We start from the raw sequence: 18,010 nt of genomic DNA on the forward strand, positions 1-18,010 counted from the left end.
CCGTTTATGGTAGGTGGACTTCTGTAAGCTCATGCAAGAAGCGCTGCCGATCCGACTGGAAGCCCCGTCAAATCGCCTCGCCGCGCAAAAGGCGCGGGCCCTGGCGGCCGGGCAGGCCGGAGGCCTGGCGGATGAAGAAGCCCTTGAGTGTCGGCATGCGGTCGACGAGGCCGAGGCCGAAGTCGCGCAGCGCCCTGACCGGCATGATGTCGTTGGAAAACAGCCGGTTGAGCACGTCGCAGGTCACGCCCATCTGGAAGGTGTCGAAACGGCGCCAGACCTGGTAGCGCTCCAGAACCGAAAGCGATCCGATATCGAGCCCCAGCCGGTCCGCCTCGACAATCGTCTCGGCAAGGGCGGCAACATCGCGGAAGCCGAGATTGAGGCCCTGGCCGGCGATCGGATGGATGCCGTGCGCGGCGTCGCCGGCAAGGGCGATGCGCGGGCGGATGAATTCGCGGGCAAGCGTCAGCCCCAGCGGAAAGGCGCGGCGGCCGCCGTCCAGTTCCAGCGTGCCCAATTTGTGGCCGAAGCGGCGCTCCAGCTCGGCCTCGAACACCAGATCGTCTTCCTTGACCAGGCGTTCGGCGTCCGCGGTGCGCTCCGTCCAGACCAGCGATGAGCGGTTGCCCGGCAGCGGCAGGATGGCGAAGGGGCCGGCCGGCAGGAAATGCTCCTCGGCGCGGCCATTGTGCGGCCGCTCATGCCTGACGGTGGTGACGATGCCCGACTGGTCGTAGGACCAGCGCACGGTTTTGATCCCGGCCATGTCGCGCAGGCGCGAGCGCACGCCGTCGGCGGCAATCAACAGGCGCGCCGAAAGGGTGGTGCCGTCGCCGAGCGTCACCTGCGTCGTTGCTTCGCCGTTTTCGAAGCCTTCCACGGTGACGCCCTGCAGGATCTCTATGCCCAGCGTTTCCGCCTTGTCGCGGAGGGCGCCGACAAGGGCGGGGTTCGGAACCATATGGGCGAAGGGCTCGCCCGGCGCGACATCGCCGTCAAAGGTGAGAAACACGGGCCGCACCGGATCGGCGGTGCGCGAATCGGTGACGATCATGTCGGTGATCGGTTGCGCTTGCCCGGCAATATCGGCCCACAGGCCCATCTGGGTCAGCATGCGGCTGGCGCCGGCGGCGATCGCCGAGGCGCGCTGGTCCCTGCGCCAGACATCCGCCGGCGCGGCGTCGACGACGCGGATTGTCAGATGCGGCGCCGCCGATTTGATCGCGACGGCCGCGGCGATGCCCACATATCCGCCGCCGGCGACAATGATGTCGAAGCTTTGCTCTGTCACGGTCCATTCCCTTGCGCAGCCTGCCGGGCGCGCTTCGCCCTTGCAGTCGGCCGGGCCATCCCTGTAAGAGGGGTGAAACCGGCCGAGAGCGATCATACAGGTCTGATGAGCCGACAAAAAGACCCGACGGAGTTGCAAAATGTCGCGTGCCATGGAAAGCCTTCTGGCCATTCTGGACCTCGAGCGCCTGGAGCTCGATCTTTTCAGGGGAAACAGTCCGAAGGCCGGATGGCAGCGGGTCTTCGGCGGCCAGGTCATTTCGCAGGCGCTGGTGGCGGCGCAGCGCACGGTCGACGAGGACCGTTTCGTGCACTCCCTGCATTCCTATTTCATGCGCCCGGGCGATCCGGCGGTGCCGATCATCTACGAGGTGGACCGTATCCGCGACGGATCGAGCTTCACGACGCGGCGGGTGGTGGCGATCCAGCACGGCAAGGCGATCTTCTCGCTGTCGGCGTCCTTCCAGCGCGACGAGCCGGGCCTCGACCACCAGATCGACATGCCGGAGGTGCCGACGCCGGAATCTCTCATTGGCGAAGCGGATCTGAAGGAAAAATTCCTCAAGAACGCGCCCGAAAATGTGCGGCGCTACTGGGAGCGCGAACGACCGATCGAGATGCGCCCGGTGTCGCTGACGCATTATATCTCGCGCGAGAAACTGGCGCCGGTGCAGAATATCTGGGTGCGGGCCAACGGCACGGTTCCCGATGACCGGCGCATCCAGGCGGCGGTGCTCGCCTATCTGTCCGACATGACCTTGCTCGACACGTCGCTGTTCGCGCACGGGCTTTCGGTGTTCAGCGGCAAGATCCAGGCGGCAAGTCTCGACCATTCCATGTGGTTCCACCGGCGCTGCCCGCTCGACGACTGGCTCTTATATGCCCAGGACAGCCCCAATGCCAGCGGCGCACGCGGACTCAACCGGGGCGGCCTTTATACCCGCGACGGCGTGCTGATTGCCTCGGTTGCCCAGGAGGGTCTCATTCGGCAACGCACGAAGCCTAATAAATAGGCATATATTAATCACAGCTTAATTCTTAATCATATTGCGCTGCAGCAAGGATCAGCCGGTCTTTGTGCTTTCTATTTTTGATAATTAAAACAAATAGATAAAGAACTCTCCATTAAACTGGCACGATCCTTGATTGGTAGCGGTCAGAGCGAATGGCCGTTGATCACCGGTCGCTGCTCCGCCGTGCCGGCTGCCGTTTCGTGCAGCACCGGGCGGCAGACAAGCCGGAGCCGGTATCGGGCAACAGCGCTACAGCCGCCCGCCGCCGCCGAGAAAAGGATGGAAACCGGATGAAATTCATAATGGCAGTCATCAAGCCGTTCAAACTGGACGAGGTGCGCGAAGCCCTGACCGAAATCGGAATTCAGGGTCTGACCGTCACCGAGGTCAAGGGATACGGCCGCCAGAAGGGGCACACGGAAATCTATCGCGGCACGGAATATGCCGTGGCGTTTCTGCCGAAGCTCAAACTCGAAATCGCCGTCGCGGCGGATGTCGCCGACCAGGCCATCGAAGCCATCGCCAATGCCGCCAAGACCGGCCAGATCGGCGACGGAAAAATCTTTGTCTGCGACCTCGAGCAGGTCATGCGCATACGCACGGGTGAATCCGGCGGCGACGCGCTTTGAGTATCTAAGGAGTCATCTGCAATGAAAATCTCATCACTCTTGACGCCGGGCGCGGTCCTGGCAATCGCCGGCGCCATGGCCGTGCCCGCCATGGCGCAGGAAACGGCGGCCGCGGAAGGGCCGGTGGCCGTCTCGACGCACACGGTCTTCATCCTCAACTCGCTGCTGTTCGTGGTTTCCGGCTTCCTCGTCATGTGGATGGCAGCCGGTTTCGCCATGCTGGAGGCCGGCCTCGTGCGCTCCAAGAACACCTCGATGCAGCTGACCAAGAACATCTCCTTGTTCTCGATCGCGGCGATCATGTACTACCTGATCGGCTACAATCTGATGTATCCGGCCGACAACTGGTCGATTACCGGCATCCTCGGCGCCTTCGGGGTCGCCGTCATGGAGCCGGTCGGTGTCGCCGCCGACGCCGTGGGCGACCTGTCCTACGCCTCCGTCGGATCGGACTTCTTCTTCCAGCTGATGTTCTGCGCGACGACCGCTTCGATCGTGTCGGGAACACTCGCCGAGCGCATGAAGCTGTGGCCGTTCCTGATCTTCACGGTCATCCTGACCGGTATTCTCTACCCGATCCAGGCATCCTGGAAATGGGGCGGCGGCTTCCTCGACGCCGAGTTCGGTTTCCTGGATTTCGCCGGCTCGACGGTGGTTCACTCGGTCGGCGGCTGGGCGGCGCTTATGGGCGCGATCATCCTGGGCGCGCGTAAGGGCAAATACGGCTCCAAGGGCGAGGTTCACCCGATCCCCGGCTCCAACATGCCGCTGGCAACGCTCGGCACCTTCATCCTGTGGCTCGGCTGGTTCGGCTTCAATGGCGGCTCGCAGCTCGCCATGGGCTCCGTCGGCGATGTCGCGGACGTATCGCGCATCTTCGCCAACACCAATGCCGGTGCCGCCGGTGGTGCGGTGGCCGCGCTGCTTCTGACGCAGATCATCTACAAGAAGGTCGATATCACGATGATCCTCAACGGCGCGCTGGCCGGGCTGGTCTCGATCACCGCCGAGCCGCTGACGCCGTCGCTGGGCGCGGCAACGCTGATCGGCGCCGTGGGCGGCGTGATCGTGGTCTTCGCCGTTCCGATGCTCGACAAGCTGAAGATCGACGATGTCGTCGGCGCCATTCCGGTGCACCTGTTCGCAGGCATCTGGGGCACGATCGCGGTCCTGTTCACAAACTCCGATGCAACGCTCTACGGACAGGTCGCCTCGATCGTCATCGTCGGCGTGTTCATGATCGTCACGTCCGGTGTCGTCTGGGTCATTATCGACAAAACGATGGGCCTGCGGGTCAGTGAAGACGAGGAACTGGTGGGGCTCGACAAGGCCGAGATCGGCATTGAGGCCTATCCGGAATTCACCAAGATCTGACGGTTCCCGGACCGTCTTTCCCAAACCCTCATGGGGCCCGTTCGCGGGCCCCATTTTTGTTGCCCTACGGCTTTGCGTCGCTGATGCACACCGATTGGACACCTTCGGGCGGATTGCCTAAATTTTAGCCAGTACCGATGCGGCCTGGTTCATATTTAGGCAAATGCACGCATTTTGACCCCCTGTGCCCACCAAATCGGCAGCCCTGCCCGGACTGGCACGAAAATTGACTCTTCTTGATCGGATCAACGGTCACACATCTTCAAACGGAGTCAATTCCATGGATCAGTCACAAATTGGTGGCGACGTCTTTTTCGTGCTTCTGGGCGCGATCCTGGTGTTCGCCATGCATGGGGGGTTTGCCTTTCTCGAGGTCGGCACGGTCCGGCACAAGAGCCAGGTCAATGCGCTGGTCAAAATCCTTGCCGATTTCGCGCTTTCCACCATTTCCTATTTCTTCGTCGGCTTTGCCGTTTCCTACGGCGTGACGTTTTTCGTCAACGCGGCCGTGCTGTCGGGCGCCGAGGGCGGCGAAATCTTCCTGCCGCAGGGCTTTACCCTTGTGAAGTTCTTCTTTCTGACCACATTCGCGGCGGCCATTCCGGCGATCATCTCGGGCGGCATCGCCGAGCGCATGCGGTTCCAACCGCAGTGCTTCGCGACCGTGGCGCTGGTCGGCCTGGTCTATCCCTTCTTCGAGGGCATGGTGTGGAACGGCAATTTCGGCTTCCAGGGGTTTTTCGAGAGCGCCTTCGGCGCACCCTTCCATGATTTCGCCGGTTCGATCGTCGTCCATGCCGTGGGCGGCTGGATCGCCCTGCCCGCGGTGATCCTGCTCGGCGCCCGGCTCGGCCGCTATACAAAATCCGGCGGCTCGCATCCCTTCCCGCCCTCATCCATTCCGTGGCTGGCGCTCGGATCCTGGCTGTTGTGCATCGGCTGGTTCGGCTTCAACGTGATGAGCGCGCAATCGGTCGGCGGCGCGACGGGCCTTGTCGCGATCAATTCGCTGATGGCGATGGTCGGCGGCATCGTCATGGCGCTGCTTGCCGGACGCAACGACCCGGGCTTCGTCCACAATGGTGCGCTGGCCGGGCTGGTCGCGGTTTGCGCCGGCTCCGACGTGTTTCATCCGATCGGCGCATTGATCGTGGGCGGCGCGGCGGGCTTCATTTTCGTCAAGGGCTTTACCTGGTGCCAGGAGAAACTGCGCATTGACGACGTGCTCGGCGTGTGGCCGCTGCACGGGATATGCGGCCTGTGGGGTGGCATTGCCTGCGGCATATTCGGCCTGGAAGCGCTGGGCGGCCTTGGCGGCGTCTCCCTGCTCGCGCAGATCGTCGGATCGGTGGCCGGGGCGCTCTATGCGGTGATCGGCGGCTTCGTCGTTTACGGCCTGCTCGACCGCACGGTGGGCCTGCGTCTTGCGGAAGAAGAGGAAATGCGCGGCGCGGACCTGTCCATCCACAAGATCGGCGCCAATCCGGAAGCGGAGATCCGCTAGCGTTCATCCGACCAATACCGGCCGCCGCCCGGGGCGGCGGCTGTCCACTTTCTGCACGATCGGCAATTTGCGATTTGCGGCGCATGGTTAATGCGCCATTAACTCCGCTTCCCCTAAAATCGCCACCAGTTCGGCGGATTCTTCCGCCCCATGCGTATGCGAGTCGGAGCGTTGCAATGCAGTCCAGTGGTCCTTTGGCTTTTGGCGGCCAGTTCCTTCCCAGTGTATCCGTACCGGGGTTTCTCAGGAGGCCGCTCAAGCTGCTGTTCGGCCTCGCGGTGCTGGCCGGCCTGTGCCTGGCAGTTGCCGCCCTTGCGACATGGAACGTCCAGGATCCGAGCTTCAGCTATGCAACGGGCAAGCAGCCGGTCAACGTGCTCGGTTTCGGCGGCGCGGCCTTTGCCGACATCCTCATGCAGTTTTTCGGCCTTTCGGGCATCGTGGCATTGTTGCCCATGGTTGCCTGGGGCCTGTTCCTGATCCGCAACCGGCCCGTGGACAGGGTCTTTTCACGCCTTTGCGCCTGGTTCGGCGGTGCGGTGCTTTTCGCGTCCGTCTTCTCCTGTGTTCCGGCGCCCGACCAGTGGCCCTTGCCGACCGGGCTGGGCGGTGTTTTCGGCGACATGATCCTGAGAATGCCGGCGGTGCTGACCGGCGATTACCCTTCCGGCATCCTGGCGGCGGTTCTCGGGCTTGCGCTGGCGATCCCGGCGACGTGGCTGATGCTGTTCGGCGCGCTGCTGATCGCGACGCCGCAGTTCGATGCGCCTGTCAAGGCGCGCAAGACAAGGGTGCGCAGTGCCGTCGAGGCCGATGAGGACGAGGAAGACGACGAGGACAGCGAGCGCAGTTTCGGCGGCGCTCTCATTCTCGGCGCGATCACCCATATGGCCCTGACGCTCAGGGCGCATTACCGCCGGCTGGCCGGCAAGGGCGTGGAACACTGGTCGTCCCAGCCGCATCAGCCCTATGATTTCAACGAGGATGAATTCGCGGGCCTTAACGGCGAGCGGGTCGAGCCGCAGTTCGAAAGCGGCGGCACAGCGGCGGGCGCAGAGCGGCATGATCTCGATGTAGACGTTCCGCCGTTCGATATCGGCGAGGACATCGCCGCGGGGGACGAGGGTCCGTCCGATGACTGGGCGCCGCAACCGGCGCCGGCGCGCAGCACCGATGCCGCGGCTGCGCAGCAGCGCGTGGTGCCGCAGGCAAAGCGCCCGGTCCCCGGCAACAGGGTGCAGCGCGAGGCGCAGACATCGATGATCAAGAACAGCGGTTTCGAGCTGCCGCCGCTGCATCTGCTTTCGGATGCGAAGAATGTTGCCAAGGATGCGAGCCTTTCGCCGGAGGCGCTGGAGCAGAATGCCCGCATGCTGGAAGGCGTTCTGGAGGATTTCGGCGTGCGCGGCGAAATCATCCAGGTTCGGCCGGGTCCGGTGGTCACGCTTTACGAGCTGGAGCCGGCGCCGGGCATCAAATCGTCCAGGGTTATCGGCCTCGCCGACGACATCGCGCGTTCGATGAGCGCGATCGCGGCCCGCGTTGCCGTTGTTCCCGGGCGCAACGCCATCGGCATCGAACTGCCCAACCAGGGCCGCGAGACGGTCTATCTGAAGGAATTGCTTTCGAGCCGCGATTTCGAATCGAGCAAGGCGAAGCTCGCCCTGTCGCTCGGCAAGACGATCGGCGGCGAATCGGTCATCGCCGACCTTGCGAAAATGCCGCACCTGCTGGTGGCCGGTACCACCGGCTCGGGTAAGTCCGTCGCCATCAACACGATGATCCTTTCCATCGTCTACCGCCTGCCGCCGGAAAAATGCCGGCTGATCATGATCGATCCCAAGATGCTGGAACTGTCCGTTTATGACGGCATTCCGCACCTTCTGACACCGGTTGTGACGGACCCGAAAAAGGCCGTTGTCGCGCTCAAATGGACCGTGCGCGAGATGGAAGACCGCTACAAGAAGATGTCGAAGATCGGCGTGCGCAACATCGACGGCTTCAACAACCGTGTCGAACAGGCGCGCAAGAAGGGCGAGGCGATCACCCGCACCGTGCAGACCGGCTTCGACCGCGAGACCGGCGAGGCCGTCTACGAGACCGAGGAATTCGATCTCAGCCCGATGCCCTATATCATCGTAATCATCGACGAGATGGCCGACCTGATGATGGTCGCCGGCAAGGACATCGAGGGCGCGGTCCAGAGGCTGGCGCAGATGGCGCGTGCCGCCGGCATTCACGTGATCATGGCGACGCAGCGTCCGTCGGTGGATGTCATCACGGGTACGATCAAGGCCAACTTCCCGACGCGTATCTCGTTCCAGGTCACCTCGAAGATCGATTCGCGCACGATCCTGGGAGAGCAGGGCGCCGAACAGCTGCTCGGCATGGGCGACATGCTCTACATGGCCGGTGGCGGGCGCATACAGCGCGTGCACGGGCCCTTCGTCGCCGACAACGAGGTCGAGGAGATCGTCGCTTTCCTGAAGGCGCAGGGCGTGCCCGAATATCTCGACGCCATTACCGAGGACGACGAGGAAGACGGCGCCGAGGGCGGCGGGGGCGGCTCCGGCAACCTGTCGGATTCAGCCGATCCCTACGACCAGGCGGTCGCGGTCGTACTGCGCGACGGCAAGGCATCGACATCCTACATTCAGCGGCGGCTGGGAATCGGTTATAATCGCGCCGCTTCGCTGATCGAGCGGATGGAGGAAGAGGGCGTTATCGGCCCGGCGAACCATGCCGGCAAGCGCGAAATCCTCGTTCCGACCGAAGAAGACGTGCTTTAGGCTGCAGTGACCCAGTAACCTTTGTGCCGGTTTACTTGTTCATTCGGGTTGTTTTACCACACTCGTGCCGCAGTTACGGACAATAGGTTTCCGGTCATCAGGAGATGCAAATGAGCCAGACAAAAACACCGGCTGAAACCGGACACAAGACGAGACGATCGGTGCTGCGCAGCCTGTGCGCCGCGGCGGCCGCCGGCATGCTCGTCAGCCTTGGCGCGCCGCAGGCCCATGCCATCGATCCGACGGCGCAGAAAATCGCCGATCATTTTTCCTCCGTCAAAACCATGACAGGCGAGTTTGTCCAGTTCGGACCGAGCGGCCAGCAGATCGGCGGAAAATTCTTCATCGAACGACCGGGAAAGCTGCGGTTCAACTATGAGGATCCCTCGCCGGTGCGGGTGATCGCGGACGGCAAATCCGTCGTCATCGGCAACAGGAAGCTGCAGACCTGGGATATCTATCCGCTGGGCAAGACGCCGCTGAAACTGCTTTTGAGCGAACGCATCAATCTCGGCGGGGACACCGTCAAGTCCGTATCCGTCGAACCGGACCTGACGACCATCGTTCTCGGCAACAAGTCCATATTCGGCGATTCGACCATCACGATGATGTTCGATTCGAAGACCTATGAGTTGCGCCAGTGGACGATCACCGATGCGCAGGGCAAGGGCACGACGGTGATGATCTTCAACGTGCGCACGGATGTCCGGTTCGCCGACAATGTCTTCAAGATCCCCTATTACCAGGTGCATCGAAACGCAGGCAACGACCGGTAGCAACGCAGGGCCGGCCGGCGGTATCATCCGGCAAATTTCTGTGGTGATTGCGGCTGTCGCGGAAATTGACGGCTGAACATCCGTTGCCGGCGTATTATTGTCGCGGCATCGTTTTCACCTCAGCCGGAGCCGCCCTGTGACAGACTTCTCCATCGCGACATGGAACATCAATTCGGTGCGCTTGCGCCTGCCGCTGGTTCTGGACCTCCTGGAGGCCCATGAGCCGGACGTTCTTTGCCTGCAGGAGACCAAGTGCCCGAACGGGTCGTTTCCGGATTCCGAACTGCGCAAGCGCGGATACAAACATATCGAGATCCACGGGCAGAAGGGCTATCACGGCGTCGCCATCATCTCGAAGCTTCCGCTGACGGATGTCGAGCGCAGGGATTTCTGCGACATGGGCGATACGCGCCACATATCGGCGGTTGCCAGGGCCGGGGACCGGGCGATCCGGCTGCACAATTTCTACGTTCCGGCCGGCGGCGACGAACCGGACCCCAAGATCAATCCGAAATTCGCCCACAAGCTCGGTTTTCTCGATGAAATGAAGGCGATGCACTCGGAGGCCGAGCGTGATGACGGCGTGTCATCCATCCTGGTGGGTGACCTCAATATCGCCCCGCTGGAAACAGACGTCTGGTCGCACAAACAGCTCCTGAAAGTGGTCAGCCACACACCGGTGGAGACCGAAGGTCTGAATGAAGTCCAGGCCAGGGGGGCCTGGGTGGATCTCATAAGGCAGCATATTCCGCCGGAGGAAAAGGTCTTCACCTGGTGGAGCTACCGCGCCCGCGAATGGGATGTTTCGGATCGTGGCCGCAGGCTGGATCACATCTGGTCGTCGGCGGATCTGTCGCCGGCGCTGCGGAACATCAATGTGCTGCGTGAGGCGCGCGGCTGGGAGCGCCCGTCCGACCACGTGCCGGTCTTCGCGCATTTCAAGTTCTGACTACGGTCCGAGGTTCCGCGGCTATTTGTCGACGGCTTCCTCGAAACGCCAGGCAAGCTGGTCGATTTCCTGCAGCATCGTGGAAAGATTGCGCTGGATGCGCGCCTGCAGCAGGGACGCGATTTCCGGATACTCCTCCATCATGCGGCGAAACATCGGACGGTGAATCCGCATGACTTCGCTGCCCTCCAGCGCGACGGCCGTCATCTTGCGGTTGGCCGAGGAGATAATGGCAAGTTCGCCGAGCAGGTCGCCGGTTTCGGCCTCGCCGATCTGCTCGGGCTTGCCGTCGCGGCTGCGTTGCAGGAGTTTGAAGCGGCCGGACAAAATCACAAAGGCACAGTCCGCCGACGAGCCCTCATGGAACAAGGGTCGATTGCGGGCAACGGATTTGCGCTCGGCGCCGAAGGCGATCAGCCGTAGCATTTCGTCGCTGAAATCGCTGAACAGCGGGACTTTCGACAAGAGCGTGATATCGTCATTCAGTGCCATTGAGGCCGGCTCCGGTGGTTCTGACCCTGTTTAGGGTATTATCTTGTAGCCGCCGCTTTCTGTCACCAGGATTTCCGCGTTGGACGGATCGCGCTCGATCTTCTGGCGCAGCCGGTAGACATGGGTCTCGAGCGTGTGGGTGGTCACGCCGGAATTGTATCCCCAGACTTCCTCCAGGAGCACGTCGCGGGTAACGACCTTCTCGTCGGCCCGGTACAGGTAGCGGATGATCGCCGATTCCTTCTCCGTCAGCCTTATCTTGCTGCCCTTTTCGTCGACCAGGAGCTTCTGGCTCGGCTTGAACGTGTAAGGCCCGACCGTGAAGGTCGCGTCCTCGCTCTGCTCGTGCTGGCGCAATTGCGCGCGCACGCGGGCCAGCAGCACGGCGAAACGGAAGGGCTTGGTCACATAGTCATTGGCGCCGGCTTCCAGCCCGAGGATCGTGTCTGAATCCGTATCGTGGCCGGTCAGCATGATGATCGGCGCCTTGAAGCCGCCTTTTCGGAGCAGTTTCACGGCCTCGCGGCCATCCATGTCAGGCAGTCCCACATCCATGATCAGAAGGTCGATATGGTTGTTCCGGGCAGCCTGAATGCCTTTGGTCGCCGACGATTCCTCCAGAATCGAGAACTCCTCGTAAAGAGAAAGCTGCTCGACGAGGGTCTCCCGCAGGTCGTCGTCATCATCGACGAGAAGGATGGTTCTGGCTGTCATGCAATCCCTCCAAATGAGAATGTGCTGCATAGTGGCCTGTTGCACAGCAGGCCCGAGTCATCGGGACTTAAATAGTCCTGTTCGCCTAAATGTAAAAGTGTTGTACACGCAATGCACACTCAGCTGTGATCCCAAAGATCATTTCGTGATTAACACGGTAAACAAGGATTGCGTCAAAATCCGAGCACTCAAGACAGTAATTGTCAGGCGGCACCCGCGCCGCGACAATGCCGCGCTGCTTGACGCGGGAGGAACTGTTTTTCCTGCTTTTTTGGGCCGTACCGGGCGCCGAATCCTCAAATCGGAGGGCGACGGGGCGACACCGCGGGCGATGATGCGGGTGCTATACGGCTATTTCAGAGCCGACAGGATCAGACTGCCGCAGACGCGATTGCAAATGTTGCCGATTCGCCCGGATCACGGCTGGTGCGATGCGCCGGCCCACGCATCCTACAACAGGCCGGTGCGCCTGCCTTTTGCCTTTTCCCACGAAAAAATGATGCGCGATGACAGCCTTTACGACATATGCCTGGTGCTCGACTGGAATATCGGCGAGCGGCGGCGCCACCGGGGCAGCGCCATATTCCTGCATCTGAGCGAAGGACGCACGACGGAAGGCTGCGTGGCGATCAGTCGGCGCGCGATGTTGTGGCTGCTGCCCAGATTGAGGCGGAATACGGTTATCCAGGTTGTCTAGGTCGGTCGCATCTTAAGGTCCGAACCAGCCGATGATGGCGCCCATGGCAAGCAGAACAAGCAGCCAGTGGCCCGCGTCAATCAGGGTCAGGTGCCATCCGAAACCCTGATAGCGGTGGTTGACTGCGAGAGTGGTGGCGACGAATCCCAGCCAGACGAAGAAACCGGAGACAAGCCCGTTGTAAGGGTCGATCTGGCCGGTGCCGAGATGACCGATGAGGCCGGCGAGGATGAAGGCCATGATCAGCTCGCAAATCAGCGAGTTGACGAACAGCATCGGCGACATTTTCGCCTCTTCCGGCTTGATGCGCGCCGTCTTCATCCACGGCTTGCCGAGCACGCCGTAATAGATGGCGCCGATGACAAAGGCGGCGACGGTGGCGACCAGCACGCCGACATAGCTCATTCCCCCGAAATCCATGATGTTCCTCCCGGCGACAGACGATGCGGCATTTTAGCCGCTCTGGAGCCTGAATCGCCAGACGGTTGTCCGCTTGATTTCGGAATCTTCCAGCGCCCGGGTGACGGGCACCTTGTAGACGGCCAGTTCTTCAAGCCTTTCCGCCGGGCAATAGGCGCGGCCCGGATCGCCGATCAGCACATCGGCGCCGCGCCGGGCGAGCGTTTCGAGCCAGGGTGTGACGGTGGCCGCCAGGTCCTGGTCGTAGAATACGTCGCCGGCCAGAACCACTTGCCATCCATCGTCCGTGCCGATGATGTCGTCGCTCCTGGCCGCGACGCGTACATCGTTGCGTGCCGCGTTCATGGCGGTCGCCATGGCTGCCCATGGGTCGATGTCGCACGCCGTCACGGTGCCGGCGCCGGCCCGGCTGGCAGCGATGGCAACCAGGCCCGAGCCGCTGGCGAAATCGAGAACGGATTTTCCCGACACAAGCCCTGGATGATCGAGCAGGTGGCGCGCCAGCCCCTGACCGCCGGCCCATGCAAAGGCCCAATAGGGCGGCGGCAGGCCGATCGCCTCCAGTTCCTCCTCGGTTTTCTGCCACAGCTCATGGGCTTCGCTGGCCAGGTGGAGCGTCAGCTCCGGAACATGGGGCGGTGCCGCGAGACTTGTGTTTTGCGCAATGAACTCGCGGGCTTCGGTTTTCATGGAGCGGATATTCCGAACAGGCCTCTACCGGGGCGGGTTGTCCAGTCCCCCCATGCGGCAGATTTCGAGATATTCGTCCTCGGCCACCGGCTGCACGGACAGCCGCGTATTGACGACCAGCACCATATTGGCGAGTGCCGGATTGGCCTTGGCGTCCGGGAGGGTTACCGGTTTGGGCATGTCGCACACCGCCTTGACGTCGACGCATTCCCAGCGCTCGTCCTCGGTGGTCGAATCGGGGTGTATTTCCTTGCAGACCTCGACAATGCCGACGACTGCCTTTCCCTCGTTGGAATGGTAGAAAAAGCCTTTTTCGCCCAGTTTCATCGTGCGCATATTGTTGCGGGCCTGGTAGTTGCGGATACCGTCCCACTCCTCGCCGGCCTCACCCTTGGCCTTCTGCTGCTCCCAGGACCAGGCGTCCGGTTCGGACTTAAACAGCCAATAGGCCATGTCTCATTCTCCAGGTTTGTTGAAGACCCAGTTGTAGGGCCGGATGTCGACGCTGGCAAACAGGTCCGCCTTTGAATAGGGATCGTCCGCCGCGATGCGGTGCGCCTCTTCCCGGGAACCCGCTTCGATAACCACGAGACTGCCATCGGGTTTCTCGTTTTCGTCGAGAAAGGGACCTGCCAGCTTCAGCACGCCGTTCTCATTCAGCGTGTTCAGATAGGCGACGTGGTCGGGCCGGACCTCCATCCTGAGATCGAGGCTGTCGGGCTTGTCGGTACAGATCAGGGCAAATAGCATGGGCCTTCCTTTGGTCCTTATTCCGATTTCAGCGGCCGTGTCATCAGGTTCTCGACAGCGTCTTCAACGCTGCTGTCTCCACGCAGAATGGCGGCGACTTCTTGCGTTATCGGCATATCGATCCGTTTTTCAAGGCTGATTCTGGCGGCCACCGTTGCCGTGAACGCGCCTTCCGACAGCGGCGCGCCCGGCGCCATCAGCGCATCCGGTCCCTGCCCCTTTCCAAGCGCGATGCCGAAACGCAGATTGCGCGACTGGTGGCTGGTGGCCGTGAGGACAAGGTCGCCCAGGCCGGAAAGGCCGGATACGGTGCGCGCCCGCCCGCCATGCGCGGCGGAAAAGCGCATCAGCTCGGCAAGACCGCGGGCGATCAGCGCGGCGCGGGCGGAATCGCCAAGTCCCCTGCCTTCGACGATGCCGCAGGCAATCGCCAGCACGTTCTTCAGTGCGCCGCCTGTCTGCACGCCGGACAGGTCGTCGGAGGCGTAGAGCCGGAACCTGCTGCCGGACAGGCGCTCAGCAAGGGCCTCCGCTGTGGAGATATCGGTGCCGGCAAGGGTCATGGCCGTCGGCAAACCACGGGCGATGTCGGCGGCAAATCCCGGTCCGGACAGAACCGCTGCCGGATTGTCCGGCATTTCCTTGCCGAGGACATCGGCCAGAAACTGCCCGCTCTCGCGCTCGATCCCCTTGGCGCAGATAACGAGGCTGGCCTTTTCGGAAATGCTGTCGTGATAGGTCCTCACGGCCGTTCGCAAGGCCTGTGCCGGCACAGCCAAGAGGATGGTGTCGGCCGATTGCAGCCGTGCTTTGTCGGTGGTGGCGGCAAGGCCGTCAGGCAGCGTTATGCCTGGAAGCGACAATTCGTTGATCCGCCGCTGCTGCACCGCCTCCATCCGGTCGCTGTCGCGACCGAGAAGAATGACCGGTTCGCCGCGCCGCGCGACGACGGTGGCAAGCGCCGTGCCGAAAGCGCCGGCGCCGATCACGGCGATCCTGGTTCCCTCGCTCATGCCTTGGCGCCCCGCTTGCCGTGGCCGATGCGCGCGGCCGCATTTTCATCGAGTGGCCAGCGCGCACGCGGTGCAACGTCAAGACCATCGGATTCCATTCCGTGCGCCATCCGTTCGGCGGCGGCCCAGGCGATCATGACCGCATTGTCGGTGCACAGACGCATCGGCGGCGCGACGAAGCGGAATCCCCGTTTGCCGCACAGATCCGACAGGCTTTCACGGATCATCCGGTTGGCGGCCACGCCGCCGGCCACCACCAGGGCGGGGCGGTCGCGTGTTTGGCCGAACGTTTCGGAGAAACGGTCGAGACTGCGGGCGACGCGCTCTTGCAGCGTTTGCGTGATTGCCTTCTGGAAGGATGCGCAGATGTCGGCGATGTCCTGCTCGCTGAGCGGGGCGGCTGCCTGCGCGGCCTGGCGCACGGCGGTTTTCAGCCCCGAGAAGGAAAAATCGAGGCGCTTGTCGCCGCGCAGGGGCGTTGGAAGGCTGAATCGGTCGGCATCGCCACCGGCCGCGGATCTTTCCACTTGCGGGCCGCCGGGATAGGGCAGGCCGAGGAGCTTCGCCGTCTTGTCGAATGCTTCGCCGAGCGCGTCGTCGATGGTCGTGCCCCAGCGCTCGTAGTCGCCGACACCGCGAACAAGGATCATCTGGGTGTGGCCGCCCGAGACCAGCAGCAGCAGATAGGGAAACTCCAGCCGGTCCGTGAGGCGCGCGGTCAATGCATGGCCTTCAAGATGGTTGATGGCGTAGAGCGGCTTGCCGCGCGCGGCAGCCAGCGCCTTGGCGGTCATCAGGCCGACGATCAGACCGCCGATGAGGCCCGGACCCGACGTGGCGGCGACCGCGTCGATATCGCCAAGCCCGATGCCGGCTTCGTCCAGCGCCCGGGCGATCAGGCCGTCGAGCCGTTCCACATGGGCGCGGGCCGCGATCTCCGGGACGACGCCGCCATAGGCCGCATGTTCATCAAGCTGGCTGAAGACGATGTCCGACAGGATTTCACCGCTGCCGTCGCCGTTTCGGCGCACCAGCGCGGCAGCGGTTTCGTCGCAGCTTGTCTCGATGCCGAGAATGCAGGTTGCAGTGTCCATGGCCGTTTCGGTGATTGCGGAACGCAAAATTCCTGTTTACCAGTGCCTCTGGTAATAACGGAAACCACCGGATGCAAACAAAACCTTTCCGTATCGGCACGCGGGGCAGCCCGCTGGCACTGGCCCAGGCCGAAGAAACGCGCGAGCGGCTGATGAAGGCGCACGGCCTGCCTTCGGATGCATTCGAGATCGTCGTGATTTCGACAAAGGGCGACCGCGTCACCGACCGGCCGCTTGCCGAGATCGGCGGCAAGGGGCTGTTTACCGAGGAAATCGAGGCGCAGCTTTCCGACGGGCGCATCGATATTGCCGTGCATTCCTCCAAGGACATGCCGACCGTGCTGCCCGCCGGTCTTTATCTTTCCGCCTTCCTGCCGCGCGAGGATGTTCGCGATGCTTTTATCGGACGCGACGCGGGTGCGATCACCGATCTGCCGCAGGGCGCGACGGTGGGCACTTCGTCGCTGCGGCGCCAGGCGCTGGTGCGAAGACTGCGGCCCGACCTCAATGTCGTTTCGTTTCGCGGCAATGTGCAAACGCGCATGCGCAAGCTTCAAGAAGGCGAGGTCGACGGGACGCTGTTGGCCATGGCCGGTCTCAAGCGCCTCGGCCTTCAAGACAAGGCAACCGATGTGATGGCGACAGATGCCTTTCTCCCGGCGCTCGGACAGGGAGCGATCTGCATCGAAAGCCGTGCGGATGATGCGGTGACCGACACGATGCTCGCGCCGATCGACGACGAGGCGACGCGCACGGCCCTAACCTGCGAGCGGGCCTTCCTCGCGGCGCTGGACGGGTCGTGCCGCACGCCGATTGCCGGGCTGGCGACCATCGGGACCTCCGGTCTGTCATTTTCCGGCATGATCCTGTCGCCGGATGGAAAAACCACCTTCGAAATATCCCGGACCGGGCGGCCGGACAATGCGGCTGAGCTTGGCACAAAAGCGGGCGCGGCGATCCGGGCGGAAGCGGGTCCGGATTTTTTCGAGAGCTGGACGTGATCCATGCGGGTGCTTGTCACCAGGCCTGAACCGGGGGCGACGAGAACGGCGGAAAGGCTGCGTGCGAGCGGTTTTGATCCGGTCGTGATGCCGCTGACGCGTATCGCGAATCTGTCGCCGGACAAGGCTGATCTTTCGGCCGGTTTGGTGGGGGCCTATGCGGTCACCAGCGCGAACGCCATCCGTGCCTGGCAGTCGCAGGGGATCGATCCCGACTGCCTTGACGTGCCGCTTTACGCGGTCGGGGCGCGAACCGGTGCTGCCGCGACCGAAGCGGGTTTCAGCAACGTTCGAACGGGCGCCGGCGACGGTGGCGATCTGGCGCGCAAGATCCTTGGTGATATCGAGAGCGGCGTGTTGACGCCGGCGGAAGATGCACCGCTCGTCTATGTGGCCGGAAGGCTTCGGCACGGCGATTTTGAATCGCAACTTGCACGTGGGAATGTTGCCGTTAAAGTTGTCGAAACCTACGAAATTGCCGAAATAAGTTATCCAACTGACTTTATTATTGGCACACTTAAATCCAATCCGCCGGACGTCATTCTTTTCTATTCGGCCGTGGCGGCAGAACGTTTTTTTGAGATCGCGAACACCGCGATCGATCTTAACATATTGAAACAAAGCAGATTTTTTTGTATGAGCGAAAACGTTGCGGATGCGGTTCCCGTGGAATTCGAAGAAAAAACCGTCATTGCCGCAGCGCCTGACGAGAATCGTCTGATGGCGCTTTTTGACGAAAGCGGCAATTTGTTCTGAAAAATCGCCGCCGCGTCCCTTCCATCCAATATCTGCGGTAACTAAATTCGATTCCG

The 18,010-nt window shown here is 62.4% G+C and carries 19 protein-coding genes; 10 read left to right on the forward strand and 9 right to left on the reverse strand.

The annotated features are described in order from the left end of the window. Positions 1-67 precede the first annotated feature (67 nt). Positions 68-1,294 carry a ubiquinone biosynthesis hydroxylase gene (locus OOZ53_RS08935; RefSeq protein ID WP_271089097.1) on the reverse strand — a complete coding sequence of 409 codons (1,227 nt, stop codon included), beginning with the start codon at positions 1,292-1,294 and terminating at the stop codon, positions 68-70. Positions 1,295-1,433: 139 nt separating this feature from the next. Between OOZ53_RS08935 and tesB the strand changes: the two genes are divergently transcribed. From tesB to OOZ53_RS08970, 7 genes are all read left to right on the forward strand, one after another. Then, positions 1,434-2,306 carry an acyl-CoA thioesterase II gene (gene tesB, locus OOZ53_RS08940; RefSeq protein ID WP_271089098.1) on the forward strand — a complete coding sequence of 291 codons (873 nt, stop codon included), beginning with the start codon at positions 1,434-1,436 and terminating at the stop codon, positions 2,304-2,306. Positions 2,307-2,596: 290 nt separating this feature from the next. After that, entirely contained in the window at positions 2,597-2,935 is a 339-nt protein-coding gene (locus OOZ53_RS08945; protein ID WP_271089099.1) for a P-II family nitrogen regulator, read from the forward strand. Positions 2,936-2,956: 21 nt separating this feature from the next. After that, positions 2,957-4,309: an ammonium transporter gene (locus tag OOZ53_RS08950; protein ID WP_271089100.1), complete on the forward strand. Its 1,353-nt coding sequence runs from the start codon at positions 2,957-2,959 to the stop codon at positions 4,307-4,309. Between the two features lie 280 nt (positions 4,310-4,589). Continuing rightward, entirely contained in the window at positions 4,590-5,813 is a 1,224-nt protein-coding gene (locus OOZ53_RS08955) for an ammonium transporter (protein WP_271089102.1), read from the forward strand. Positions 5,814-5,989: 176 nt separating this feature from the next. Continuing rightward, a complete protein-coding gene (locus tag OOZ53_RS08960; RefSeq protein ID WP_271089103.1) occupies positions 5,990-8,602 on the forward strand; it encodes an FtsK/SpoIIIE family DNA translocase in 2,613 nt (870 codons plus the stop codon). Between the two features lie 110 nt (positions 8,603-8,712). Continuing rightward, positions 8,713-9,378: an outer membrane lipoprotein carrier protein LolA gene (locus OOZ53_RS08965; protein ID WP_271089105.1), complete on the forward strand. Its 666-nt coding sequence runs from the start codon at positions 8,713-8,715 to the stop codon at positions 9,376-9,378. Positions 9,379-9,514: 136 nt separating this feature from the next. Then, positions 9,515-10,327, forward strand: a complete 813-nt coding sequence (locus OOZ53_RS08970; RefSeq protein ID WP_271089106.1) for an exodeoxyribonuclease III — start codon at positions 9,515-9,517, stop codon at positions 10,325-10,327. A gap of 21 nt (positions 10,328-10,348) precedes the next feature. Here the strand turns inward: OOZ53_RS08970 and OOZ53_RS08975 are convergent, their stop codons facing one another. Both OOZ53_RS08975 and OOZ53_RS08980 read right to left on the reverse strand, forming a co-directional pair. Beyond that, positions 10,349-10,819, reverse strand: coding sequence for a Crp/Fnr family transcriptional regulator (locus tag OOZ53_RS08975; RefSeq protein ID WP_271089107.1), 471 nt, complete (start codon positions 10,817-10,819; stop codon positions 10,349-10,351). A gap of 30 nt (positions 10,820-10,849) precedes the next feature. Beyond that, positions 10,850-11,533, reverse strand: coding sequence for a response regulator transcription factor (locus OOZ53_RS08980; RefSeq protein WP_271089108.1), 684 nt, complete (start codon positions 11,531-11,533; stop codon positions 10,850-10,852). 19 nt (positions 11,534-11,552) lie between these two features. On the opposite strand from OOZ53_RS08980, the gene OOZ53_RS08985 reads away from it, so the two are divergent. Next, complete coding sequence (locus tag OOZ53_RS08985) at positions 11,553-12,230, forward strand: L,D-transpeptidase family protein (RefSeq protein ID WP_425499124.1); 678 nt, start codon at positions 11,553-11,555, stop codon at positions 12,228-12,230. 12 nt (positions 12,231-12,242) lie between these two features. On the opposite strand, the gene OOZ53_RS08990 is transcribed toward OOZ53_RS08985, so the two are convergent. Genes OOZ53_RS08990 through tsaD form a run of 6 tightly spaced genes read right to left on the reverse strand, consistent with a single transcriptional unit; the run spans position 12,243 to position 16,197 of the window. Then, entirely contained in the window at positions 12,243-12,650 is a 408-nt protein-coding gene (locus tag OOZ53_RS08990; protein WP_271089109.1) for a DUF1761 domain-containing protein, read from the reverse strand. Positions 12,651-12,683: 33 nt separating this feature from the next. Next, positions 12,684-13,340 (reverse strand): class I SAM-dependent methyltransferase, encoded by a 657-nt coding sequence (locus tag OOZ53_RS08995; RefSeq protein WP_271089110.1) that lies wholly within the window; start codon positions 13,338-13,340, stop codon positions 12,684-12,686. Between the two features lie 24 nt (positions 13,341-13,364). Further along, on the reverse strand, positions 13,365-13,793 hold the full coding sequence (locus OOZ53_RS09000; protein WP_271089111.1) for an EVE domain-containing protein: 429 nt from the start codon (positions 13,791-13,793) through the stop codon (positions 13,365-13,367). A gap of 3 nt (positions 13,794-13,796) precedes the next feature. Next, entirely contained in the window at positions 13,797-14,090 is a 294-nt protein-coding gene (locus tag OOZ53_RS09005) for a YciI-like protein (RefSeq protein ID WP_271089112.1), read from the reverse strand. 17 nt (positions 14,091-14,107) lie between these two features. After that, positions 14,108-15,103 carry an NAD(P)H-dependent glycerol-3-phosphate dehydrogenase gene (locus tag OOZ53_RS09010; RefSeq protein WP_271089113.1) on the reverse strand — a complete coding sequence of 332 codons (996 nt, stop codon included), beginning with the start codon at positions 15,101-15,103 and terminating at the stop codon, positions 14,108-14,110. Beyond that, on the reverse strand, positions 15,100-16,197 hold the full coding sequence (tsaD, locus tag OOZ53_RS09015; protein WP_271089114.1) for a tRNA (adenosine(37)-N6)-threonylcarbamoyltransferase complex transferase subunit TsaD: 1,098 nt from the start codon (positions 16,195-16,197) through the stop codon (positions 15,100-15,102). The genes OOZ53_RS09010 and tsaD overlap by 4 nt, the downstream gene beginning before the upstream one ends. 71 nt (positions 16,198-16,268) lie before the next feature. Here tsaD and hemC point away from each other — a divergent pair, with 71 nt between their 5' ends. Together hemC and OOZ53_RS09025 are read left to right on the forward strand one after the other, a co-directional pair. Further along, positions 16,269-17,198 carry a hydroxymethylbilane synthase gene (gene hemC, locus OOZ53_RS09020; RefSeq protein ID WP_271089115.1) on the forward strand — a complete coding sequence of 310 codons (930 nt, stop codon included), beginning with the start codon at positions 16,269-16,271 and terminating at the stop codon, positions 17,196-17,198. A gap of 3 nt (positions 17,199-17,201) precedes the next feature. Next, complete coding sequence (locus OOZ53_RS09025) at positions 17,202-17,954, forward strand: uroporphyrinogen-III synthase (RefSeq protein ID WP_271089116.1); 753 nt, start codon at positions 17,202-17,204, stop codon at positions 17,952-17,954. Positions 17,955-18,010: the final 56 nt, after the last annotated feature.

Origin of the sequence: Allohoeflea poritis (genome assembly GCF_027889715.1) — a bacterium.
Taxonomy (GTDB): domain Bacteria; phylum Pseudomonadota; class Alphaproteobacteria; order Rhizobiales; family Rhizobiaceae; genus Hoeflea_A; species Hoeflea_A poritis.